The organism is Blautia sp. AF19-1 (genome assembly GCF_003479155.1).
GTDB lineage: Bacteria > Bacillota > Clostridia > Lachnospirales > Lachnospiraceae > Fusicatenibacter > Fusicatenibacter saccharivorans.
Map to the genome: position 1 here is coordinate 1 of NZ_QUGQ01000030.1, position 23264 is coordinate 23264.

Consider the following 23264-nt stretch of genomic DNA (forward strand, 5'->3'; position numbering starts at 1 on the left):
TACAATTCAAAAAAATTTCAAAATTCTCTTGACTGTTTATAGTTTGTCACCTCATTTCCTACTCTGGCAGTTCAAAGATACCGTGTTCTGTTACTAAAAATTTCCCGTGTTCCTGCAAGTGAGAAGCGTAGGCTTCAAAGTCAAAGTAGTATTCTTGACAGTCCTCGGATAAATGCTTGAACATCGGGTCGTTCATCAGCTTTTGCCTTGCAACATCTATCATGCTTTTACAGTCGGGATAAACAATAATCACGTTCCTGCAAATATAAAGTGCTTCTAAATTTTCAAACACCGTAAGTAGTGATACATATTCTTCCTGCATATCACTTGAAAGCTGGCGGTACATAAAATCTAATTCGTTGAGCTGGTACACGCTGGTGTGTTCGTGGACTTCATCAGCATAAGGCAACACCTTTTCGATAATACGATAATCCCCACTTTCTGCACCGATACCTAACTTTTCTTCAAACTCGGCAACATCTATCGGCAGGTCGAACCAGTATGATATTGTTTCTTCGCCAGTTGTTCCTCTCGTTTCCACCAGCACCCTTGTTTCCTGCATTGTTCCTCACGTCCTTTCTGTTGCTTCATCACATCTTTTAAGCTCTGGTACGACATACCAAACACATACTTTGAAAAATCTTCTAACTGTTTTATATCATAATTCGTAAGCGGTAATCGCTTCATTTCATGCCACACTTTACGCTTGTAAGAGGGCAGGTTAGAAATATAATCACAGCCGACGTTTGCCTGCATATCCTTAAAAATATCGCTCATTTCATCACTCCAATCTGATTTTAGGTAAGAAAAAAGCAGTCAATCCTAAGACTAACTGCTTTATGTATATGGATATAATTTGATTAAGTTTTAAAACCAGTTTGTTTTTTCATCTCTAAATTGAGGGTTATCGCTGTGTTGATATGGATTATAGTTATTCAGATTGCAACCATATTCTTTTAATGATTTGATTTTGTTATCTTCTGTCCATTCAATTAAGGAAATACCGTCAAATTCTTCAACGCTTCCCGTATTCATTTCATTTTTAAAATACCATTCTACGACAGTTTGATTTTCTTTATGAAAGAACTGTTTAATATCCCAAATAATGACTTTACCACGAGTATTCCATTCATTAAACCAATGTTTTACTGTTTTAAGATTTTCATATTTAGGACACCAGCTTTCCGTATAAACAACATCTTCTGTAAAAATTTTATCTATTCCTAAGTCTTGCTGTTTCAACCACATATCAAACCATAAACGAATAATTTTTTCTCTCTCATTCAAAATAGAACACCTCGATTACTTCTTTTTTCACATTATAGCACCCATACATCAGCCCCACAATAAAATTTTATGCACCGATAATCTTATTGAACAGCTCTAACAGTACATCTTTCACACCGCCAGCATTGAATACCAAGCCGACAGCAATCAAGGCAACTACCAAGAAACCGATAAGTTTTGAAAACTCACGCTTGAACCCTAAGTAGATACCGATAACCACAATCGACATAAGCACTAAGCTCTGTGCGTTGCTTAAAAACCATTGATACAAATTTTGCCCGAAATTCATGTTATTTGTCCTCGCTTTCTTTTAATTTCTTCATTTCATAGTCAGCTCCTTTGCCAACACTTAAAATACACATCAAGGCTACGCCGATACCCGTTCCAACAGATACCAGCAGGAAGTCTTTCAATAATTCCCACATTTTTTCATCACTCCTAACTTTCTACTAAATCTTTTGCAGGGGTCGTCTGCTGTTTGATTATCATTTCATGCTTTTCTGTGAGCTTTGCCTGCTGTTCGATAGTTTTCATGTAGTCTGTTCCGTTTCCCTTATCAATCCTTTTCAGCATTTTCAAGGTCGGTGCTACCTGCCGTTGTACCCACCGCAATGTACGGTCTAAGGTGTAAGGCTCTGGCTTTGTCGTCAGCTTCAAGCTCTGTCTGTTATCGCCGATAAACCACGCCCAGCGGTCATTGAGTTTCCAGTCATTTTTTCGCTTGTCTGCTTCTTCATCAACAAACCGCACATACTGGTTGATGATAGAAAAGGCAGTCTGCTCTGCGTCATAATAGGTCAGCAAATCTCGTACTGCATAATAGGCACGTTCATTTCTAAGCCGTATCTCAAAACGGTTGATAATGTCGGCTTCTTCCAGCGGTGTCCCTAACTTGACGTACTGCTCATAGTCCTTTTCATAGATACAGAAATACACATCTGATTTTAGCGAACCAAGATAAAGGGTGCGTCCCATATATTCTCTGTCGTCCTCTCTATGCTTGATAAGCTCGCCCGACTGATAAAACTTATAACTTCTGGACTTTCCGATATATTCCCGTTTCCTGCATTTTTCCGCAAGCTCTGGAATATCCAAAATACCCGTATGGTCGTTGATAGCAAGGTCGATACGCTTCATCACGCCACCGTCTATGAGTGCGTCCATGAGAAAGTCATACCAACTTCTTTGTTGTGCCAGCAGGTAACTTTCAAACTGTCGGCAACCACGCCCCTTTAACTCTAAAAGGACACCTTTTTCTTCGTCAGCCGACGTATAGATAAAGATGTCCCCTAAAGAATAATGCTCCGTATAACTGTAATGTCCGTAATCTTCATGGAGCATATAATTGATATTCAGTTTTAATATATCTTTGATGATGTGCTGTATATCCAGCGTGGGAAAACGAATTTTCACATAATCAAACAGCATGGTAAGCGGTACTTCTGGATTGAACCTTGCCAGTTCCTTATGCAGAGTTTCCAGAAGTTCCTTTGACGGCTTCATTTTTCCACTTTCTATCTTGTTGAAATATTCCCTTGTGATACCAGAAGCCACCGCCAGCCTGCCTTGTGAGATACCGTAAGCAATCCGTTTCTCCCGTAATTCTTTTATCCGTTGTTCTTCATTCAGAACCATACCCCCAATCTGTAAAGTGTGAAGTTTTTTAAGGCGACTTCACAGCCGATTTTTGCTAGAAAACCATGCCAGAAGCCTTATGTTTCCTATGTTTTTTGTCTATTGTCTATTTGCAAACGTACCCCTCTGTTAGATACCGAGGGGTTTTACCTGCTGGCGTGGCTTACGCCACACCAGCAACGGCTAGTCCGTGCCGTCGCCTTTCGCTTCGCACGTCGCCGTCCCGTCCTGCCTTGCTTGTGCAAGAGAGCCGATAGTCTGCAAAAAATCATGTCCTTTCGGGACTAAAGGCGTGTAAAATTCGCTGATAACACTTGTTCCCACATCACAATAGCCACGCCCCTTGATACGCTTCTGGAAAAACTGCTTTTTCACATCTGAACCGAACAGCATACCGTAGCCTAATTCGCTGATACGCCCCAATCCCACACGGAAATTAAAGTTATCCCTTATCCCGTCCGAGAAATACTTTGCGTCTGGGCGCTGGCAGGCGACAATAAGGAAATAACCTGCTTGTCGCCCTAACATAACGATTTTCTTTAGCTGGCTAAGTAAGCTCACGCTTTCTTTTGTCCCCAGCATTTCAAAAAACGCCACATATTCATCAAAGATAAGAAAGCAGGGTGGCAGTCCCAGATAGGCGTAGTTTTCGCCCGTCTTATAGTTCGGGTGTCGCTTCATTTCCTCGCTTCGTTGTACCATGCCCTCATAAAAGGCATTGACACAATCAATCATTTCTTCTTTGGTATGATACACATTTCCCATGACTGTTCCTAAGTCTGCTAAGTCCGCATTTTTCGGGTCTAAGATGTAAAGGACAGCGTTGGTATGCAGTAGGGCTTCAATGAGCGTCAGCAGAAAATAAGTTTTACCGCCACCCGTTCCACCAGCGATAAGGGCGTGTGGAAGTGCGTCATATTCCCAGACAAGATTTTTCATCAGTCTAAGACAGCCGTTCTCTGCCCGTACTTCATCAATGGTAATGCGGTTCGCTATCATATCATAAAGTAGGGTATATTCGATATAACCGTCATGCAGGGTCTTGTCTGTCAGCTCACAATACAAGCCACTTTCCAACTTATCCTCCAACCGTAAAAGCTGGTCTTGATATTTTCCCAGCGTAATTTCACAGCGGATATGAAGAAGTCCTTTTTCCATTTGATAATAAATCTTTGGAAACCAGACGATTTTTTCCCTTGATCTGCTTTGCAGGTCAGTAAAAAAACCGCTGTCTTGTACGGTATCGGCTTCATACCACTTATTTTCCAGTATCATTCTTGCCAGCTTTTGACGGTGCAGTAGCTTCTTGAAACTGTCGTAACAGAAGCGGTAATACCCAAAAGCGACCAATGCACAAACACCAGTCGCTATCAATATGGTTATGAAGTTGTAAGGGGAAAGCGTCAAGCCGTTTTCTAACAAGCTGAAATGCTCCCAGTCGGTACGCATGAGCTGTTTGCTATTCAGTAGCAGGAGAACTGCCACGAACACAAACAGAAGCGTCTCTATGGAAAAATGATAAACAAGGTGCTTGTCGCTGGCTCTGATACGGTGTCCTTTGTTCCAAATCATACGCATAAATCAATCACTCCTTTCTGGGTATGAAAAAAGCAGTCAATCCTAAGACTAACTGCTTTGTGTGTAGGGATATAAAATTGTAAAACTAAGATTGCATTTCAGATATGGATTTGAAACCCCTCATAGCTGAATATACCATTCCCTTGTTTTAATTTCCCTTCATTTGACAAGTTGTGAAAAGCTGTCTCTATCTTGTCAATTATAGTAACTGGAATAGATAAATGATGATGTCCTGGCAAAATTCGACTTATCTTTAAAGATTGAATTTTTCTAACAGACTTCCAAAATTCTTGTGGGTTTGTTGATGGATAAAAAGCATCAAGGCAACCGCTATATATCAAATCGCCGGAATACAGATATTTTCTATCCGCTTCATAGAAACAACAATGTCCGGGAGAATGACCGGGCGTGTGAATAACTACCAACTTTCTGTTCCCTAAGTCAATACAATCTTCATCATGTAAAATCATTTGCGGAACCCCTTGAAAAATCTGATATTTCTCTACCTTAAAATCCGAGGGGAAATCACATGGATTGCACATAATATTGTTTTTTACCACTTGCAAAGGTATAGGGAATTTGACCGATAGCCATTCTTTTTCTGCTTCATGAACTGCAATAGACCGAAAATATTTATGTCCACCGATATGATCCCAATGAACATGAGTAGTGATTACTGTAACGGGCAGTTTCGTCAATCCATCAATAACCTCTCTGATGTTGGAAACACCTAAACCTGTATCAATCAGAATGGCTCTTTTTGTCCCACACAATAGATAACAATGTGTTTCTTCCCAGTGTTTGTATTCGCTGATGACGAATGTATCTTGGTCTATTTGTTCGACGGTAAACCAACTGTCCATATACTATTCTCACTCCCTAAAAATTTTAATTTGTCGCTTTCTTCATACCCATATTATAACAGTTCCGTATATCCTCTACAACGAAAATCTATTCAGCAAGTCTATTTTTTCGGTTGTCCCTGCGGTGTATGGTTCTGTGTATTGCCTGCGTTCTGGTTGCTTTTATTCTTCAATACAATATCCTCTGCCTTTACATACCAGTCCACATCTGCACCCGTATAGGTTTTTCTTGATACCGTATCGGCTACTGGATTGACAAGCTCCACAACTGCATTGTAAGGAAATTCCCTTAACGGTACTTCTGGCGGTACAGACACGGGGATAATTCCACCGTGCAGACTGCACTTCAAATCATAGATACGCTTTTTAAGCTGGGTACTCGGTGTCCCGTCCTCATTCTGCAAGAACACATCACGTACCGCTGTAAATTTTAATTCTCCAAATGTTTTCTCTTTGTCAATAACAAACCCGTTTGATAATCTCATAAATTTTCCACTCCTTTACTTTTCTTCAACTGCTACAATATCATCAGCAACTAATACATAATCGGTATGTCCCATATCCCCGATTGCGTAACCTCTGCCGTATAACTTCGGATTGACAAGTTTTACTTTCTGCTCATACTTGAAATGCTTTTCGCCAGCCTGCACAGGAATTTCCACCACAACATTTTCGCCTTTCTGTATGTCAGAATAAAGGTTATAGCTTCGTCTGGCTATGACCTTGCGATTGTTTTTATCTCTTTCAAAGATAGGCTCGCTTTCCCCTGCAAATTCAAGAGTTCCAAAAGACTGTGCCATATCTGGCACGACATATTTCATTTCCATATTGTTTTACCTCGTTTCTTTCTATTTTGATAATTGATAAGTTAATTGATTGTGATTTCTTATTCTAGCGGTTTGGGAAGTACCAGCAATCCCACAGATAGTAAAGGGTAAAATCAATGCTTACGCACCCTTGACTATCCGTGTTCTTGCAGGTTGTTGGCAGACAAGCCAGAATAAGCAAAAATCTGCCGCTTGACCGCTTCGGCGGAGAACGTGATTTTTCTTTCATCATACCGTTACCGCCTTATGATTTTTTCATTTTACGGAGTTTGTAAAGATATGTTCCAGCCAGTCCACCAGCAGACGCAAGCAACATCACGATAAATGCCATTACATTTGTACTGTCGCCCGTTTTTGGACTGTCGCTAGGTCTGTTAGGCTTTTCCGGTGTCGGTGGTGTTTCGGGTTTCTCTGGTTCTTCTGGCTTTTCCTTAAAAGTAATCGTCTGTCCCTCGTCCTCAATATCCTTATGCTCGGTAACTTTCTTCGGCTCGTCTGGATTGCTTAAATCGTATAATTCCTCAAAAGTTACAAGCTGTTTTCCGTCAAGGGAAGTAGCGTCAAAGGTAAAGACAACTTCCACTTTCATGTTTTCGCTGTCAGCAGTAAAGGTGTAATCACTTTCCACACGTTTTCCATTGATAAGAAACTCTGCATTTTCTTCTTTCAACATCTGCCAGCCCACAAGTTTGTACTGTGTACCGACTTCTAAGCCCTCTAAGGTTACGGTATCAATGATTGTAACGTCTTTTCCTGCTTCAATCTCTTTGTTGCCGTCCTTATCGGTAGCAGTCGTATGAATTTTGATGATACGCTCTGTGATAAGTACCGTCTGCCCGTCGTCCTCAATGTCCTTGTGTTCCGCAACTTTTACGGGTTCGTCTGGATTGCTTAAATCATACAATTCCTCAAAGGTAACAAGGTTCTTGCCACCTAAAGCAGACGCGTTGAATGTATAGGAAATTTCCACTTTCATTTCTTCATCATCAGCGACAAAGGTATAATCGTTTTCTACACGTTTCCCGTCAATGATAAGCTCGGCGTTTTCTTCCTTTAACATCTGCCAACCTTTGAGCTGGTATTTTGTGCCTTTTGTAAGTCCGTCTAATTTGACAGTATCAACAATCGTAACCTCTTTTCCTGCAAGGATAGTCTTTTCGCCGTCCTTGCTGGTTGCTGTGGTATGGATAGAGATTTCTTTTTCGTATTCATCAGTCAAAGTCCCTAAATCAATCACAAGATTATTTCTTGATACCACGATTTCAAAAGGTGGGATAAGTTCAAAGCCTTTGTTACTGTTGCAACGCATTTCTTCAATGATGTAGGTATCATAAGGCAATGCACCTTTGCTGTCGTCTGGTTCAGAAGTTCCAAACCACACACCGTCCTCGCTGGTCTTGCCTGCGTTAGTATTGTGCTTGTGAGAAGCCCAGTCAGCAGAAGTGGAGAATTGCCCGTTATCATCAGTTACCACCACATGATTTTCGCCCGTCGTCTTGCTTGTGATCCTAAAGGGAACATCAGCAAGACGCTTGTGTGTGCCTGCACCGATTTTTACGCCCTCAATATCGCCACGCTTAATCTGATTATAGATAGAATGGGCTTCGTCGATTAAGTCCACGATTTTTCCGTTTTCTGTGATTGCAAAATCAATCGGTTTTGCACCGTCTGTCAAATATCCGTTTGGAGCTTCACTTTCAGCGATACTGAAATTTCCATAAGGTAAAAGGTCAGCAGAAGTGGAAGCGACACCCTCAAGGTTTGTATGAATAGTCTTTACGACTTCATTTTTCTTGTAGAGCTTGCCCTCAACCAATACCGCATTATCATTTAAGGAAATGATGTCAAAGGCAGTATCTTTCAAAGTGGCACTTCCTTGTGGTTTGGTATCGCCCGTTTCTAAATCTCGTTTCTGAATTTTGACACCGCCACGGATAACCTTGTCTGATACGGAAAACTGGTTACTTCCAGATAATACGGCAAGGTCGCCGTCCTCGGTAATCTGTGTTACATATAAGCCTTTTATCTGTTCGGACTTATCGCCAGCCTGCATATATGCACCCTCTAACAAGTAGCCGTTTGGAGCTTTTGTTTCTTCTACGGTTAGCGTCCCAAGTGGAAGAACCGCTTTGCTGTCCTGCATATAGAAGCTGTCGCCAGATACCTTGTATGCGTCCGCTAATTTTGTAATGTAGTGGGCTGTCCCGTCGCTGTCTGTTTCAGCGATTGTCTTTGTAACCCATGTACGAGTAGCTTCGGCAGGGAGATTGTCTTTATTATAGAAGCCAGCATAATACTTCCATGTAAATTCCGCGCCTGCTAGAGAAGCGTTCCCTTGCGGATTGTTTTTCTGTGTTTCCATGTCAATCTTGAAAAGCTCAATCAAAGTGTCCGTTACTTTTGGCGTATCAGATACTTTCAAAGTCGCTGTCTTTCCAGCTTCAACCTTTAAGGAATATACAGTTTTATCTACCTTATATCCTGCTGGTGCGGATAATTCCTTGATATAGATTGTGCCTGCTTTTACCTCTACAACATCTGTATTTCCGTTTTTATCAGTCGTAAGGGTGGCAAGCTGTTTTGTGCAGTCCTTATCAGCAAAGACACCGTATGTTGCACCAGCAATAGAGTAATTTTCGTTACCGTCTGTAATGCCGGTATTACTGGAAGTCTTTTGAAGTGTAGCATTTCCGACATTCAACTTCGCCCAGAATTGCCCTAATTCCTGTCCCTCGCCAGAGTAGATATAACCTCCACATTCATAGCGTCCTTTATTTTCTTTGACAAAGGCTCTTGCACCAGAGAAAACTTCGTCCTGCGTTGCCTTTGGAATTTCATCATAAGAAGCTCGCACGTTATCACATTGCCAGCCGAGATGTACGCTCAATCTCTGCCAGACTACACATTGTTCCAATAGATAAACTTGTTTGTAGTTCAGTTCCTTGTGGGCTTCGCCATACTGTTTGACATATTCTAAGGATAACGCCACATCTGAAATCTGGTCGGCACTCATGCGTGAGCTTGCGTCAGCTCTGGTCTTGTAGCCATTCTTAAAATCTGTATTGATGTCGATACAATAGGCAGTTTCGCCCTCAACTTTCATCATGCCCTCATTGAATGTAGAACCAATAGAACCGTCATTCATTACTTTTTCAATGATACCGACACGCTCTGCACTTTCCGTCCAGTATTGCTTACTTTCTGCATGAACGGGTGTAGTCGGTAAAGCAGTAACGACAGTTGCAAGAGCTAAGAAGCCCGTACACAATCGTTTTAATATCTTTTTCATAAATCTAATGCTCCTTTCATTTTGGGTAATAAAATAGCCGTCCAATAAGAACGGCTGAAAATAGAAAAGGAACGTCATTTTAGGCGTTCCATAGTCTATGAAATATTCAATTTTTTCTTGTTTCAATACTGATGTGCTGTACCATATCTTTGCATATCTAGGAAAACTTGCGTATCAAGGCTCATTCGTTGGTAGTAAATAAGTAGTAAATTGATGAGTTTGTTTCCTTGAAAATGCTGATAGATACTGTATTTTAGCGGATAATCAGATTTTTATTGTGTTTTTAAAAGAAAAAACTTTCTAAAAAAGATTGACGAAAGGAAAAAATAGAAGTATAGTGTAGATAGTTTAGTACCATACTAAATTTTACATCATAAGTTCAAATAACGATTTATCGAAAACGCCATCGTTAGATGGTCCACAGTGTGTGGAACGAAAACTGTTGTCTTCATAGACAGCAGTTTTTTTGTTGTCTAAAATTAGAAATGAAACATGGTTATGATTCAGTACTGTGAGAACAGCAAGAACCAGGAAGTAGAATTGTTGAAAATAGGAAAGAAAAGATGTAAAAAATCAAAATATATGGTAAAATTAGATAAAATGTAGAAAATGGAGGAAAGAACAGATGAAAGGGGAATATTATCTCGGACTTGATATGGGAAGCAGTTCGGTTGGATGGGCTGTGACAAATGAGAAGTACGAAATTTTGCGCGCCCATGGAAAAACACTTTGGGGTGTACGGCTATTTGACAGTGCACAGACTGCAGAAGAGAGAAGAGGGTTTCGGACAGCAAAACGAAGATTGGATCGTCGTAATTGGAGAATAGAATTGCTGCAGAAAATTTTTGCGGAAGAAGTAGAAAAGATAGATGATGGATTTTTTCGCAGAATGAAAGAGAGTCGTTACTGGCCAGAGGATAAGCGTGACAGGCAGGGAAAGTGTCCGGAACTTCCCTATGCATTGTTTGCGGATGATGATTACACAGACAAAGAATATCATAAACAGTTTCCAACCATCTATCATCTGAGAAAATGGTTAATGGAAACTGACGAAACGCCTGATATTCGCCTGATATATCTTGCTCTGCATCATATGATGAAACACAGAGGCCATTTTCTATTAAACGGAAATATCGAACAGGTAAGAGAATTTCAGACAACATTTGAACAGTTCCTTGAAGCAGTGCGGGCAGAAGAACTTGGCTTTTCTTCCGAGATTGGAGTGGAAAGAAGCAAGGAAATAGAGGCAATTTTAAAAGACCGAACATTGACCAAATCTGCGAAAAAGACAAAAGCAGTAAAAGCAATGCGGGCAGAAACATCCTGTGAAAAAGAGTGGCTGGGATTGATTACCGGTGGAACAGCAAAACTGGGAAATCTGTTTGGGGAAAAACAGATGGATACACTGGAACGGCCAAAACTTTGCTTCGCAGATGCAGGTTATGAAGAATACGCTGGAGAGATCGAAGCAGAGCTGGGAGAAAAATATGTATTAATTGAACACGCAAAAGCAGTGTACGATTGGGCTGTTCTGGCTGATATTTTGCAGAACTATTCTTCTCTTTCAGAGGCAAAAGTGGCACTTTATGAAAAGCATAAAAAAGATCTGAAAGATCTGAAAAAGCTGGTCAGAGAGAATCTTTCAAGGGAAGAATATCAGAGACTGTTTGCAAAAAAGGATGAAAAAGCTAATTATTATGCGTATATCAAGGCACCAAAACAATGTAGTCAGGAAGACTTTTACGGTTATCTGAAAAAGAATATTCTGGGCAAGATATCAGATGTGACGAAAGCATCCTGCATGCAGAAGGAAATGGAAATGGGAACGTTTCTTCCGAAACAGACTGTAAAAGACAACAGTGTCATTCCATATCAGATTCATTTATATGAATTAAATGCAATCCTGAAAAATCTGGAAGATAAAGTTCCGCTACTGAAAGAGAATGGAGAGAAGATTCAAAAGATTTTCACATTCCGCATTCCGTACTACGTAGGACCCTTAAACGGAATTCGAAAAAAAGGGGAGAAGAGTAACTGGGCGGTACGAAAAGAAGGCAAAATATATCCATGGAACTTCGATGAGATGGTAGATTTGGAAGCAAGTGCAGAGCAGTTTATTCGAAGAATGACGAATAAATGTACTTATCTGCCAAGTGAAGATGTTTTACCAAAGTATTCTCTGCTGTACAGCAAATACGAAGTTTTAAATGAATTAAATAATCTGCGTTTGGATGGAGAAAAGATATCTGTAGAGCAGAAACAGAAAATATATGAAGAAGTATTCCAGAAAAGCAGAAAGGTTACACAGAAAAAACTGAAAAACTATTTAGTGAAAGAAGGAATTACCGGAAAAGAAGTTGAAATTACCGGAATTGATGGTGATTTCAAGAGTTCTCTTACGGCATACCATGACTTTAAAGAGAAATTAACAAATCTGTCACTGAACCAGGCGGAAAAAGAATGCATCATCCTGAACGTAACGCTGTTTGGAGATGATAAAGCGATACTGAAACAGAGATTAAAGAAACTGTTTCCGGAGTTGACAGAAAAACAAAGAGACAGCATAAGTAAACTGCCGTATCGTGGTTGGGGAAGACTCTCAAAAGTGTTTTTGGAAGAGATGGAAGCACCGGCACCGGAAACGGGAGAGGCATGGTCTATTATTCGGGCTTTGTGGGAGACGAATGACAATCTGATGCAACTGCTTAGCGAAAAATATTTGTTTGCATCGGCAATCGAAGAAAAGAATGGAAACGAACAGAAAAAACGGGATATTTCGTATGAATTAGTCGAGGAGCTTTACGTATCACCGGCAGTGAAGCGGCAGATTTGGCAGAGCCTTTTGATTGTAAAGGAAATCTGTAAAGTGATGGGAAACCCACCGAAACGTGTTTTTATAGAAATGGCAAGAGAAAAAACCGATCAGGGAAGAACCTCTTCAAGAAAAAAGAAACTGCTGGAACTTTATAAAAAATGTAAAGCGGAAGAAAAAGACTGGATAGATGAGATTGAAAAGCGTTCCGATGCGGAAATGAGAAGAGACAAGCTGTATTTGTATTATACGCAAAAAGGAAAATGCATGTATTCCGGTGAAACAATTGAACTGGAGGAATTGTGGGATAATCAGAAGTATGACATTGATCATATTTTTCCACAGTCCAAAGTGATGGATGATAGCCTGGATAACCGGGTACTTGTAAAGAAAAAGTGTAATCAGATGAAAGAGGATAAATATCCGATCGATGAAACAGTTCGGAAAAAAATGCAGCCATTCTGGAAATCTTTAGTGGATGCCGGATTGATCAGTGAAGAAAAATATAAACGGCTGATAAGAGGAAATGGATTTGAACCGTCTGAATTGGCTGGATTTATTTCCAGGCAGCTGGTGGAAACTCGTCAGAGTACAAAAGCGGCAGCAAGTATTCTGCAGCAGGTGATCCCGGATACACAGATTGTTTATGTAAAAGCGCCAACCGTTTCAAAGTTCCGTAAGGATTTTAAATTTCTGAAGGTACGGGAGATGAATGATTATCATCATGCGAAGGATGCTTATTTGAATATTGTCGTTGGCAACGCATATTTTGTAAAATTCACATCAAATCCGATTCACTTCATTAAGGAAAATCCGGGAAGAAGTTATAATCTGAAGAAGATGTTTGAACAGGAAAGAATTGAACGAAACGGAGAAATTGCCTGGGAAGGCGGGAACGGAACCATTGTGACAGTCCGAAAGTTTATGGAAAAGAACAACATTCTTGTGACGCGAAGATCGTATGAGGCAACAGGTGCATTGTTTGACCAGCAGATTGTCAAAAAAGGAAAAGGTCAGGTTCCGATCAAGAGCAGTGATGAACGGCTTTGTGATATACAGAAGTATGGAGGATATAACAAAGAGGCGGGAGCTTACTTTGTACTGGCAGAATCGGAGGGCAAAAAGGGAAAGAAAATACGAACAATCGAGTATGTGCCGATTCGTCTGAAAAAGGAAATTCAGAAGTCAGAAGAAAATATAATTCGGTATCTGGAAGAGGAAAGACAGTTAAAGAATCCGCGAGTGCTGGTGCCGGAAATCAAAATAGATACTCTGTTTTGTGTGGACGGATTTTATATGTGGGTTTCCGGAAGATCAGGGGATCAGCTATTGATGCAAGGTGCAAATCAGCTGGTACTTTCCCAGGAAGAAACAGAAATACTGAAAAAAATAGTACAGTACGTGGAACGTAAAAAACAGAATAAAGAACTGAAAATTTACGATTCCGACCATTTAGAAGAAAAGAAGGTGGTGATGCTGTATGAAACCTTTTTAAATAAATTAACAAATACGGTATATGCAAAAAAACTTGGAGCACAGGCAAAGACATTAACGGAAAAAAGAGAAAAATTTAAAGAATTATGCATAGAAGAAAAGTGTATCGTTTTGTATGAAGTTTTACATTTTTTCCAGTGCCAGAGTGCTGCCGCTGATTTGAAATTAATTGGAGGATCTGGAAGAGCAGGAATTTTGTGTCTCAACAAAAATATAACCGATTGCAGTCGAATCGAAATGATTCATCAATCGCCAACCGGTATCTACGAGCAGACAGTAGACCTGAATGCATTATGAGCTGGCGGATTGTGGTTATTTCCAAACGGGCAAAGCTGGACTATCAGCTTGGTTACCTTGTGGTGCGAAATGAGGAAGTAACAAAAATACATTTAAGTGAAATATCAACCATTCTGATTGAGTCAACAGCAGCAACAGTCACAACAAGTCTGCTGGCAGAGCTGACAAAAAAGAAAATAAAAGTGATTTTTTGCGATGAAAAGAGAAATCCATCGTCGGAACTGGTTGGGTATTACGGAAGTCATGATACCAGCAATAAAATCAGAAAGCAGATTCAGTGGAGCCGGCACAGTAAAGAAGCGATCTGGACAGAAATTGTGACGGAAAAAATACGAAAACAGAAGGAACTGTTAAAAAATATGGGAAAGGAAGAAGCGGGTCTGTTAGAATCATATTTACAGGAGATTGGCTGGAACGATGAGACAAACCGGGAAGGGCATGCGGCAAAGGTATATTTTAATGCATTGTTCGGTATGACATTTACCAGAACTGCGGATTGTCCGGAAAATGCAGCGCTGAATTACGGATATAGCATTTTGTTGTCTGCGTTTGCGAGAGAAATTGTAGCGAGCGGTTATATTACACAGCTCGGACTCTTTCATGATAATATGTTTAATCAGTTTAATCTGGCGTCCGATTTGATGGAACCGTTCCGTGTTCTGATTGACCGGGAAGTAATCCAAATGCAGAGGAAAGAATTTACGCATGAGGAAAAAATACAGTTGGTCAATGTATTAAACAACGAAGTCATGATAGACGGGAAAACACAGTATGTGAATAATGCCATAAAAATTTACTGTAAAAGTGTATTTGATGCCTTAAATGAGAATGACAGTGCATTGATCCGGTTTTATGGCCTATGAGTTATCGTTTTATGAGAGTATTGGTACTGTTTGATCTTCCGGTGCTGACGGGCGATCAGAGAAGAGAATATGCGAGATTTCGAAAGTTTTTATTGAAAAGCGGATTCCTGATGCTCCAGGAATCCGTATACTGTAAGCTTGCGTTAAATACAACTGTAGTGAATGGAATCGTGGATCAGATTCATAAAAATAAGCCGGAAGAAGGTCTGATACAGCTTTTAACGGTGACTGAGAAGCAGTATGCGAAAATGGATCTGATTGTTGGGAACGTAAAGAGTGAAGTGTTGAATACGGATGAAAGGCTGGTGATTTTATGAAACTGGTACATGTGGACTTGGAAAAACCTATTGCGATTCATCGGAACTGTCCCACGGAATGGATTATAGAATCACCGGAGCTGTTTTTAAAATATGTGGAGCAGCTGCAAAAACAAAATCAGGGAGAGAAGGGAAATTTCGTACTTTCTAAAGCTGACACAGAGCTGAATATGAAAAGAGATGTGGAATTGGTATTAACGCCCTTTTCTCTTGATTTTGCGGATCACAGAATACAAAAACGGTTATTTACAGAGCTGGTCAAAAGTGCGCAAAATGAAGAAATGTTTCTGGAAACGCAGAGAATTATTGCGGAACTGAAGAAATACATCTATCAATTGGAAGCTGTCAGTGGGTACGAATTGGAACAAAATGAGGAAATCGATTTGAGCGCACTCCTAAAATTGATGGGAGTTCAGACAGAAACCGAAAAAGAGATGGGGCTTCTGGAAAAATTAACGCAATATATCAAAGTTATGGCCGAACTTCTCCAAAAAGAACTGGTGATTTTGGTCAATATTCGATCCTATCTGAACGAAACACAAATAAACAAACTCTCCCAAATGGCATGCTACTATGAAATATCCTTGCTTTTCATAGAAAATATACAAAGGGACTTTTCGAATCAGAGAGAATATTATATAATTGACAAAGATGGATGTGATGTCTATTAATATCCATCGGATGTTTGAGTACCTGTTTTGTGCAGATGAAAGCAGTTCATTTTTAAATTTGAGGTTTGAGAATGATGTAAAAATGTATGGTACTCAAACTGATAGATTGCCATACCTAATACCTCCATGGTTTGAGAATGATGTAAAAATGTATGGTACTCAAACAGGTTCTAATATTATTCCACTTGCAGGAAAGTTTGAGAATGATGTAAAAATGTATGGTACTCAAACTGAGGACGATTTCTATTCTGCAGGCATGAAGTTTGAGAATGATGTAAAAATGTATGGTACTCAAACATCAGGAACAAACGTGAAAGTCGAAAACCAGTTTGAGAATGATGTAAAAATGTATGGTACTCAAACTACTGTATATGGTGCGAATGATGGTTTTAAGTTTGAGAATGATGTAAAAATGTATGGTACTCAAACCTGAAAACGTCATATGACGGCGTAAAAGACGTTTGAGAATGATGTAAAAATGTATGGTACTCAAACACGATTTGAGCGCGTAAATGACAGCTTCTAGTTTGAGAATGATGTAAAAATGTATGGTACTCAAACCGCTCGCTGCTCACTATCCATCACCGCCTGTTTGAGAATGATGTAAAAATGTATGGTACTCAAACTTTCCACCTCCCCTAAATCTGTAAGTAATGGTTTGAGAATGATGTAAAAATGTATAGTACTCAAACATTTTCAGGGCAAATTCTGCTAAATCGTACGTTTGAGAATGATGTAAAATTTATTTTTGTGAACAACAAGAATAGATAATTCAAAATGAAATATTCAGAAGACAGTATGAAATCGACTTAATTGTCTTTTTCTTGCTGTCTTTTTCCTTGTCTCAAAGCGCCGCACCATGTATAATAAAACCACAAGAATTTCATTTCATAGTTTTTACAGGAGGAACCTGAATCATGATCCTTGCAATAGACATCGGCAACACGAACATCGTCCTTGGGTGTGTGGAAGGGAAAAAAACATACTTTATCGAAAGACTCTCCACGGACAAGGCAAAAACAGAGCTGGAATACGCAGTCAGCCTGAAAAATGTACTGGAACTGTATGAGATTCCGGTGGAGCAGATCGAAGGAGGTATCATCTCTTCCGTTGTTCCGCAGGTGACAGAGCTCTGCCGGAGTGCGGCAGAAAAAGTGATTAAAAAGCCGGTCAAAGTTGTCGGCCCCGGTGTGAAGACCGGACTTAATATCAAACTGGACGACCCCGCAACGGCAGGAAGCGATCTTGTTGTTGTAGCAGTAGCAGCGCTGAATGAATACACATGTCCGCAGATTGTTATCGATATGGGAACTGCCACGACGATGAGTGTACTTGATCAGAAAGGAAGCTTCATCGGAGGCGTGATTCTTCCGGGACTTCGTACTTCGCTGGATGCTCTCGTATCAAATGCCGCGCAGCTTAGCCAGACCAGTCTGACAGCACCGAAAAAAGTCATTGGCAAAAATACGCTGGACTGTATGAAAGGCGGTATGATTTATGGAAACGCTGCCAGCATCGACGGCATGATCGAACGGATGGAAGAAGAACTTGGCTGCAAATGCACGATTGTGGCTACCGGAGGTCTGGCGAAAGCTGTGATTCCGCACTGCAGACATGACATCATCATCGATGAGAATCTGCTCCTGAAAGGTCTTCAGATCATCTACGAGAAAAACAGGTAGGGAAACCGTTTGTTGACAAAGTTTGCGAATTGTTATAACATATGTATAACAAAACGATACGAGAAAGCAGGGTGTAACTATGTATTATGAGACAATACAGATCGATTTCAACAGCGATGAAGCGATCTATATCCAGCTGAGAAATCAGATTATTCTGGGTATTGCCACTTCCAGAATTCAGGAAGGAGATACTCTACCTTCGGTAAGACAGCTCGCAGACAATATCGGAATCAACATGCATACCGTAAATAAGGCCTACAGCGTACTCCGGCAGGAGGGGCTTCTTTCGATTGACCGAAGAAAAGGAGCCGTTATCTCTATCGATGCGGATAAACTGTATGCCATGCAGGAACTGCGCGAAGATCTGCAGGTGATTCTTGCAAAAGCCGTCTGCAAAAATATATCAAAAGAAGAAGTACATCAGCTTGTAGATGAAATTTACAGCAATTACGCAGACGAAACATGAAGGAGACAATAGTATTATGAGAGAAGGATATACCAGTCAGGCAAAAAAAGCACTGGCATATGCGGTTAGGACAGCTGAAAAATGTGGACATAATTACGTAGGAACCGAACACCTTCTGATCGGACTTCTGAACGTGGAGGATGGCACAGCAGGCATGGTGCTTTCTGAGTTTCACGTAGATGCCGGACAGCTTACCGAACTGATTGACCGTCTGATTGCACCAGGCGGAAACACCGTGACCGAATCCCGACCGGGCTATACTCCGCGGGTACGCAGAGTGCTTGAAAATGCAGAAGCGGAGGCAGCGCGTTTTAAGAGCAGAGCTGTGGGAACCGAGCATTTGCTGATCGCAATCTTAAAAGAAAGTGACTGTGTTGCTACCCGTTTGCTTTTTACCATGGGGATCAACATTCAGAAACTATATGGAGCAATCCTTACTGCCATGGGCGAGGCACCGCTGCAGGGCGGTGCAAGCGGAAATGCAAATACCGGCCGCGGACCGCAGACAAGAGGTGGAGCGCAGACCAGCGAAACGCCGGCACTGGACCAGTACAGCCGGGATCTGACTGAGCTTGCGCGCGAAGGAAAACTCGATCCGGTTGTCGGCCGTGGGCAGGAAATTGAGCGTGTCATTCAGATCTTAAGTCGCCGGACAAAAAACAACCCGTGTCTGATCGGAGAGCCGGGTGTCGGAAAAACGGCGATTGCGGAAGGTCTGGCGCAGCGGATTGCCCTTGGCATTGTGCCGGAAACGATCCGCGATAAGCGAGTTGTTGTCCTTGACCTTTCCGGAATGGTAGCCGGAAGCAAATACCGCGGTGAGTTCGAAGAGCGTATCAAACGTGTCGTCAAAGAAGTGACGGACAATGAAAATATTCTGCTGTTCATCGATGAACTTCACACCATCATCGGGGCCGGCGGTGCAGAGGGAGCACTCGATGCATCCAATATCTTAAAACCGTCCCTTTCCCGCGGAGAAATTCAGCTCATCGGTGCAACCACGCTCGAAGAATACCGTAAATACATCGAAAAAGATGCCGCATTGGAGCGCCGTTTCCAGCCGGTCAAAGTAGAAGAACCGACGGAAAGCGAAGCACTTGATATCTTAAAAGGCCTGCGCCCATACTACGAACGCCACCACGGCGTGGAAATCACCGATGAAGCACTGGAAGCAGCCGTAAAAATGAGCGTCCGCTACATCAACGACCGTTTCCTGCCGGATAAAGCCATCGATCTGATCGATGAGGCATCCGCAGGCGTACAGCTCGCCGGCTACCAGGTGCCGGACAACATGGCAAAAGAGGAGCAGACACTGTTCGAAGTACAGAAAGAAAAAGAATCCGCGATCAGTGCCGGCGATTTTGAGCAGGCAAAAGAACTGCAGGCGCGCCAGCAGGAGCTCGAAAAAGATCTGGAGCAGATCCGAAAACGCTTTGAACGCCGTTGCAAAAACAAAAAACTGCAGGTAACAGAAGAAGAAATCGCAAAAACCGTATCCACCTGGACGAAAATTCCGGTACAGCGTCTCGCGGAAGGAGAATCGAAACGTCTGGCAAGACTGGAGCAGACACTCCATAAACGCGTTGTCGGCCAGGAAGAAGCCGTGACAGCTGTGGCAAAAGCCGTAAAACGAGGCAGAGTCGGATTAAAAGACCCGAACCGTCCGACAGGATCCTTCCTGTTTCTTGGACCGACCGGTGTCGGAAAAACAGAACTTTCCAAAGCACTCGCCGAGGCAGTTTTCGGTACAGAGCAGGCCCTGATCCGCGTCGACATGTCGGAGTACATGGAGAAACACAGCGTCTCCAAACTGATCGGATCCCCTCCGGGATACGTCGGCTACGAGGAAGGCGGCCAGCTCTCCGAAAAAGTGCGCCGCAACCCGTACAGTGTGATCCTGTTTGACGAGATCGAAAAAGCGCACCCGGATGTCTTCAACATTCTGCTGCAGGTGCTTGATGATGGCCATATCACCGACGCGCAGGGCAGAAAAGTTGATTTCAAACAGACCTGCATTATCATGACATCCAATGCCGGAGCACAGAACATTGTAGCGCCGAAACGCCTTGGATTCCTTTCGACAGAAGATGAGCGGAAAGACTACGAATACATGAAGGGCCAGGTGATGGAAGAAGTCAAACGGATGTTTAAGCCGGAATTCCTGAACCGAATCGACGAGATTATTGTATTCCATCAGCTTACCAAGGCGGATATGAAGAAGATTCTGCAGATTCTGCTCAAAGATCTGGAGCGCCGCTGCAAGGAGCAGATGGACATTGAATTGGAAGTCCGTGACACCGTGAAAGAATATCTCGTGGAAAACAGCTTCGACAGCAAGTACGGTGCCCGCCCGTTAAAACGCGCGATCCAGAGCAAAATTGAGGATCCGCTCGCAGAAGCCATCCTGAACGGAGAAGTGAAAAAAGGCGATACCGTTGCGGCTGGAATGAATAAGAAAGAGATTACATTTAAGGTTCTTGAGAAAAAATAATATAAAATTCCATAAATTATATGGTAAAATCTTTTTGATTATGGTATGATTTTCACAAAGAAACGAAACACCACAAAAGACAAGACCAGGAGGGCATTTACAAATGTCAGTAGTAAAAGAATTAATCCGCACAGAGGCAGACGGAGGCATCAGCTTCGGAGATTATGAGCTTGCGGCAAAGGCAAAAAAATCTGATTTTGAGCACAGAGGAGATCTGTATAAAGTAAAAACCTTTAAGGAAATCACAAAGCTGGAGAGAAACGGACTGTTCGTATACGAATCCGTTCCGGGAACCGCAGTTACCGATCTGAACGTATTCGACGACGGCATGACCTTCAAAGTAGAAGGACCGGAGGATGCACAGATCACCGTTGAAATGGAAGCAGAGACCGAATACAAGGTGCTGCTCGACGGCGTAAACGTTGGCCACATGACCACAAATCTCGGCGGAAAACTTTCCTTCAGCGTAGAGCTGGAAAAAGCAGAGGATGTAGCAGTAGAAATCGTAAAAGCATGATGAAATAAGAAAAGAAGGCTGTCGCAGAACGTGTGCGGCAGCTTTTTTTGACAATTATAAGGGAGACACAACTATGGCAAAAGCAAAAAAAACAGCCTTTTTCTGCCAGAACTGCGGATATGAGTCAGCAAAATGGATGGGTCAGTGTCCGGCGTGCAGAGAATGGAATACGTTTGTGGAGGAACCGATGGCGGCCAAAACACCGGCGGGAAACCAGGGGCTCGGAAGCCACAGCGCAGCGGGCAGAAAGCCGGTGCATCTGACGGAAATTTCAACAGGAAAAGAAGAGCGTATCCCGACGGGAATCGGAGAACTCGACCGGGTGCTCGGCGGAGGAATTGTGCCGGGTTCCCTGACACTGGTCGGCGGCGATCCGGGAATTGGAAAATCCACACTCCTTCTGCAGGTGTGCCGCATGCTGTCCACAGCAGGACATCAGGTTTTATACATTTCCGGCGAGGAGTCCCTGCGCCAGATCAAACTGCGCGCCGTGCGGATCGGAGAATTTAATGAAAATCTGTCCTTGCTCTGTGAGACGAATCTTGACATTATCCGCGCCGTCATGGAAAAAGAGAAGCCGGAGATTGCCGTCATCGACTCGATCCAGACCATGTATAACGAAGAGGTCAGCTCCGCGCCGGGCAGTGTATCCCAGGTCCGGGAATCGACGAATGTGCTGATGCAGATTGCAAAGGGAATGGGAATTTCGATCTTTATCGTCGGTCATGTGACAAAAGACGGTAATGTGGCCGGCCCACGTGTGCTGGAACACATGGTAGATACCGTGCTGTACTTCGAGGGCGACCGTCATGCGTCCTACCGGATTCTGCGCGGCGTCAAAAACCGTTTTGGTTCTACAAATGAGATCGGCGTCTTCGAAATGCAGACAGAGGGACTCGTGGAAGTGAAAAATCCATCGGAATACATGCTGAACGGACGGCCGGAGGGAGCTTCCGGTTCGGTTGTCGCATGCTCCATGGAGGGAACGCGCCCGATCCTGATCGAGATTCAGGCACTGGTCTGCCACAGTAATTTCGGAATCCCGCGCCGCACCGCAGCAGGATGCGATTTCAACCGTGTGAACCTGCTGATGGCAGTGCTGGAAAAACGCGCAAGAGTCAATCTTTCGACAAGCGATGCCTACGTCAACATCGCAGGCGGAATCAAGATGAATGAGCCGGCGATCGATCTTGGCATCGCACTTGCCGTCGTATCGAGCTACAAAGATCAGGTGATCGATGAGAAAACGGTCGTATTTGGCGAGGTCGGCTTAAGCGGTGAGGTCCGCGCCGTCAGCATGGCGGAACAGCGTGTACTGGAAGCAAAAAAACTGGGCTTCGAGCGGGTGATTTTACCTGCTGTCTGCATGAAGTCCGTGGAGAAAATCGGTGGAATCGCACTGATTCCGGTGGAAAATATTCAGGATGCGATTCTGCGCGTGGGGAAAAATTAGAAGGAAGTTGTGGAAAAAGGACCGGCGTGTGATGCGTACGGTCTTTTTTAAAAAATTCAGATAAAATATAAAATATGCAGAATTAACTATATTTTTCTAAAAATAAGAAAATTCGAAAAAAGGTGTTGACTTTTGCTTTGGGCGGTGTTATTATAACTAAGCTGTCAGTGAGAGCTGATGCGAATGAGTTTCTTTGAAACAGAAAAATCTAGTTCGGAGCCGGGTGGCTGCCGCGGGTTGGAAAAACTGCTTCAAAAAAACCTGAAAAAAGTTCTTGACAAAAGCAAACGAGTTTGATAAAATGAACGAGTTGCTGATCGAGAGAACAGCAAAGAAGTTCGAAAGAGCTTCAAAAAATAAATTAAAAAAGTTCTTGACAAACGAAAAGTTCTGTGATAAAATAAACGAGCTGATCCGAGTCGGAACGGCAGAGATCCTTGATAATTAAACAGTGAAACACATCCTCGAAAGTTCTGAATAAGTAATTCAAAACGATCGAAAGATCCTTTAAAACAGTAAAAGGGATAAATTAGCTAGTATGTTGATTTTGAACTTGGAACAAACATTTTATCAGAGAGTTTGATCCTGGCTCAGGATGAACGCTGGCGGCGTGCTTAACACATGCAAGTCGAGCGAAGCGGCTGAATTGATTCTTCGGATGATTTTCAGTTGACTGAGCGGCGGACGGGTGAGTAACGCGTGGGTGACCTGCCCCATACCGG

21 protein-coding genes, 1 rRNA gene and 1 CRISPR repeat array are annotated in these 23264 nt (G+C 42.3%); of the genes, 11 read left to right on the plus strand and 11 right to left on the minus strand.

Features of this window, described 5'->3' with window-relative positions; all coding sequences use genetic code 11:
- Positions 1-58: 58 nt before the first annotated feature.
- The 11 genes from DWX26_RS15485 to DWX26_RS15540 form a co-directional block, all read right to left on the minus strand.
- The gene (locus DWX26_RS15485) at positions 59-562 is read right to left on the minus strand and encodes an antirestriction protein ArdA (RefSeq protein ID WP_003062492.1); all 504 of its coding nucleotides are present in this window, start codon (positions 560-562) and stop codon (positions 59-61) included.
- Positions 481-777 (minus strand): hypothetical protein, encoded by a 297-nt coding sequence (locus tag DWX26_RS15490; protein ID WP_008687105.1) that lies wholly within the window; start codon positions 775-777, stop codon positions 481-483. Before DWX26_RS15490 ends, DWX26_RS15485 begins: the two co-directional genes overlap by 82 nt.
- Positions 778-867: 90 nt before the next feature.
- Positions 868-1287, minus strand: coding sequence for a nuclear transport factor 2 family protein (locus DWX26_RS15495; RefSeq protein ID WP_003060053.1), 420 nt, complete (start codon positions 1285-1287; stop codon positions 868-870).
- 67 nt (positions 1288-1354) lie between these two features.
- The gene (locus DWX26_RS15500) at positions 1355-1576 is read right to left on the minus strand and encodes a hypothetical protein (protein WP_003060793.1); all 222 of its coding nucleotides are present in this window, start codon (positions 1574-1576) and stop codon (positions 1355-1357) included.
- A gap of 1 nt (position 1577) precedes the next feature.
- Positions 1578-1712: a DUF3789 domain-containing protein gene (locus DWX26_RS15505; protein ID WP_003061156.1), complete on the minus strand. Its 135-nt coding sequence runs from the start codon at positions 1710-1712 to the stop codon at positions 1578-1580.
- A 13-nt stretch (positions 1713-1725) separates the two neighbouring features.
- Positions 1726-2922: a MobT family relaxase gene (mobT, locus tag DWX26_RS15510; RefSeq protein ID WP_003062030.1), complete on the minus strand. Its 1197-nt coding sequence runs from the start codon at positions 2920-2922 to the stop codon at positions 1726-1728.
- Between the two features lie 183 nt (positions 2923-3105).
- Positions 3106-4500 (minus strand): FtsK/SpoIIIE domain-containing protein, encoded by a 1395-nt coding sequence (locus DWX26_RS15515; RefSeq protein ID WP_008687115.1) that lies wholly within the window; start codon positions 4498-4500, stop codon positions 3106-3108.
- A gap of 98 nt (positions 4501-4598) precedes the next feature.
- The gene (locus DWX26_RS15520; protein ID WP_008687118.1) at positions 4599-5363 is read right to left on the minus strand and encodes an MBL fold metallo-hydrolase; all 765 of its coding nucleotides are present in this window, start codon (positions 5361-5363) and stop codon (positions 4599-4601) included.
- A 101-nt stretch (positions 5364-5464) separates the two neighbouring features.
- A complete protein-coding gene (locus DWX26_RS15525) occupies positions 5465-5848 on the minus strand; it encodes a YdcP family protein (protein ID WP_008687119.1) in 384 nt (127 codons plus the stop codon).
- 15 nt (positions 5849-5863) lie between these two features.
- Positions 5864-6190, minus strand: coding sequence for a YdcP family protein (locus tag DWX26_RS15530; protein WP_008687121.1), 327 nt, complete (start codon positions 6188-6190; stop codon positions 5864-5866).
- A gap of 244 nt (positions 6191-6434) precedes the next feature.
- Positions 6435-9479 (minus strand): SrtB-anchored collagen-binding adhesin, encoded by a 3045-nt coding sequence (locus DWX26_RS15540; protein WP_113655961.1) that lies wholly within the window; start codon positions 9477-9479, stop codon positions 6435-6437.
- A 625-nt stretch (positions 9480-10104) separates the two neighbouring features.
- Here DWX26_RS15540 and cas9 point away from each other — a divergent pair.
- From cas9 to DWX26_RS15590, 11 genes are all read left to right on the plus strand, one after another.
- Entirely contained in the window at positions 10105-14082 is a 3978-nt protein-coding gene (cas9, locus tag DWX26_RS15545) for a type II CRISPR RNA-guided endonuclease Cas9 (RefSeq protein ID WP_117762147.1), read from the plus strand.
- On the plus strand, positions 14079-14945 hold the full coding sequence (gene cas1 / locus DWX26_RS15550; RefSeq protein WP_117762146.1) for a type II CRISPR-associated endonuclease Cas1: 867 nt from the start codon (positions 14079-14081) through the stop codon (positions 14943-14945). The genes cas9 and cas1 overlap by 4 nt, the downstream gene beginning before the upstream one ends.
- Before the next feature lie 11 nt (positions 14946-14956).
- A complete protein-coding gene (gene cas2, locus DWX26_RS15555; protein ID WP_117762145.1) occupies positions 14957-15262 on the plus strand; it encodes a CRISPR-associated endonuclease Cas2 in 306 nt (101 codons plus the stop codon).
- Positions 15259-15933 carry a type II-A CRISPR-associated protein Csn2 gene (gene csn2 / locus DWX26_RS15560; protein ID WP_117762144.1) on the plus strand — a complete coding sequence of 225 codons (675 nt, stop codon included), beginning with the start codon at positions 15259-15261 and terminating at the stop codon, positions 15931-15933. Before cas2 ends, csn2 begins: the two co-directional genes overlap by 4 nt.
- Before the next feature lie 63 nt (positions 15934-15996).
- Positions 15997-16625: direct repeats of the CRISPR family, unit length 36 nt; unit sequence GTTTGAGAATGATGTAAAAATGTATGGTACTCAAAC.
- A gap of 225 nt (positions 16626-16850) precedes the next feature.
- On the plus strand, positions 16851-17615 hold the full coding sequence (locus DWX26_RS15565; protein ID WP_117510241.1) for a type III pantothenate kinase: 765 nt from the start codon (positions 16851-16853) through the stop codon (positions 17613-17615).
- Positions 17616-17694: 79 nt separating this feature from the next.
- Entirely contained in the window at positions 17695-18081 is a 387-nt protein-coding gene (locus tag DWX26_RS15570; protein ID WP_117510240.1) for a GntR family transcriptional regulator, read from the plus strand.
- Between the two features lie 16 nt (positions 18082-18097).
- On the plus strand, positions 18098-20572 hold the full coding sequence (locus tag DWX26_RS15575; protein ID WP_118601751.1) for an ATP-dependent Clp protease ATP-binding subunit: 2475 nt from the start codon (positions 18098-18100) through the stop codon (positions 20570-20572).
- A gap of 103 nt (positions 20573-20675) precedes the next feature.
- A complete protein-coding gene (locus DWX26_RS15580; RefSeq protein ID WP_055221437.1) occupies positions 20676-21089 on the plus strand; it encodes a hypothetical protein in 414 nt (137 codons plus the stop codon).
- Between the two features lie 73 nt (positions 21090-21162).
- Positions 21163-22542: a DNA repair protein RadA gene (radA, locus tag DWX26_RS15585; RefSeq protein ID WP_055221439.1), complete on the plus strand. Its 1380-nt coding sequence runs from the start codon at positions 21163-21165 to the stop codon at positions 22540-22542.
- Positions 22543-22843: 301 nt separating this feature from the next.
- Positions 22844-22990, plus strand: a complete 147-nt coding sequence (locus DWX26_RS16810) for a hypothetical protein (RefSeq protein ID WP_158580618.1) — start codon at positions 22844-22846, stop codon at positions 22988-22990.
- Positions 22991-23109: 119 nt separating this feature from the next.
- A 16S ribosomal RNA gene (locus DWX26_RS15590) occupies positions 23110-23264 on the plus strand; the annotation flags it as partial.

Coding starts and splice junctions, on each gene's coding strand:
- DWX26_RS15485 (WP_003062492.1), bottom strand. CDS start 562: ATGCAGGAAACAAGGGTGCTGGTGGAAACGAGAGGAACAACTGGCGAA.
- DWX26_RS15490 (WP_008687105.1), bottom strand. CDS start 777: ATGAGCGATATTTTTAAGGATATGCAGGCAAACGTCGGCTGTGATTAT.
- DWX26_RS15500 (WP_003060793.1), bottom strand. CDS start 1,576: ATGAATTTCGGGCAAAATTTGTATCAATGGTTTTTAAGCAACGCACAG.
- DWX26_RS15505 (WP_003061156.1), bottom strand. CDS start 1,712: ATGTGGGAATTATTGAAAGACTTCCTGCTGGTATCTGTTGGAACGGGT.
- mobT (WP_003062030.1), bottom strand. CDS start 2,922: ATGGTTCTGAATGAAGAACAACGGATAAAAGAATTACGGGAGAAACGG.
- DWX26_RS15515 (WP_008687115.1), bottom strand. CDS start 4,500: ATGCGTATGATTTGGAACAAAGGACACCGTATCAGAGCCAGCGACAAG.
- DWX26_RS15520 (WP_008687118.1), bottom strand. CDS start 5,363: ATGGACAGTTGGTTTACCGTCGAACAAATAGACCAAGATACATTCGTC.
- DWX26_RS15525 (WP_008687119.1), bottom strand. CDS start 5,848: ATGAGATTATCAAACGGGTTTGTTATTGACAAAGAGAAAACATTTGGA.
- DWX26_RS15530 (WP_008687121.1), bottom strand. CDS start 6,190: ATGGAAATGAAATATGTCGTGCCAGATATGGCACAGTCTTTTGGAACT.
- DWX26_RS15540 (WP_113655961.1), bottom strand. CDS start 9,479: ATGAAAAAGATATTAAAACGATTGTGTACGGGCTTCTTAGCTCTTGCA.
- cas9 (WP_117762147.1), top strand. CDS start 10,105: ATGAAAGGGGAATATTATCTCGGACTTGATATGGGAAGCAGTTCGGTT.
- cas1 (WP_117762146.1), top strand. CDS start 14,079: ATGAGCTGGCGGATTGTGGTTATTTCCAAACGGGCAAAGCTGGACTAT.
- cas2 (WP_117762145.1), top strand. CDS start 14,957: ATGAGAGTATTGGTACTGTTTGATCTTCCGGTGCTGACGGGCGATCAG.
- csn2 (WP_117762144.1), top strand. CDS start 15,259: ATGAAACTGGTACATGTGGACTTGGAAAAACCTATTGCGATTCATCGG.
- DWX26_RS15565 (WP_117510241.1), top strand. CDS start 16,851: ATGATCCTTGCAATAGACATCGGCAACACGAACATCGTCCTTGGGTGT.
- DWX26_RS15570 (WP_117510240.1), top strand. CDS start 17,695: ATGTATTATGAGACAATACAGATCGATTTCAACAGCGATGAAGCGATC.
- DWX26_RS15575 (WP_118601751.1), top strand. CDS start 18,098: ATGAGAGAAGGATATACCAGTCAGGCAAAAAAAGCACTGGCATATGCG.
- DWX26_RS15580 (WP_055221437.1), top strand. CDS start 20,676: ATGTCAGTAGTAAAAGAATTAATCCGCACAGAGGCAGACGGAGGCATC.
- radA (WP_055221439.1), top strand. CDS start 21,163: ATGGCAAAAGCAAAAAAAACAGCCTTTTTCTGCCAGAACTGCGGATAT.
- DWX26_RS16810 (WP_158580618.1), top strand. CDS start 22,844: ATGAACGAGTTGCTGATCGAGAGAACAGCAAAGAAGTTCGAAAGAGCT.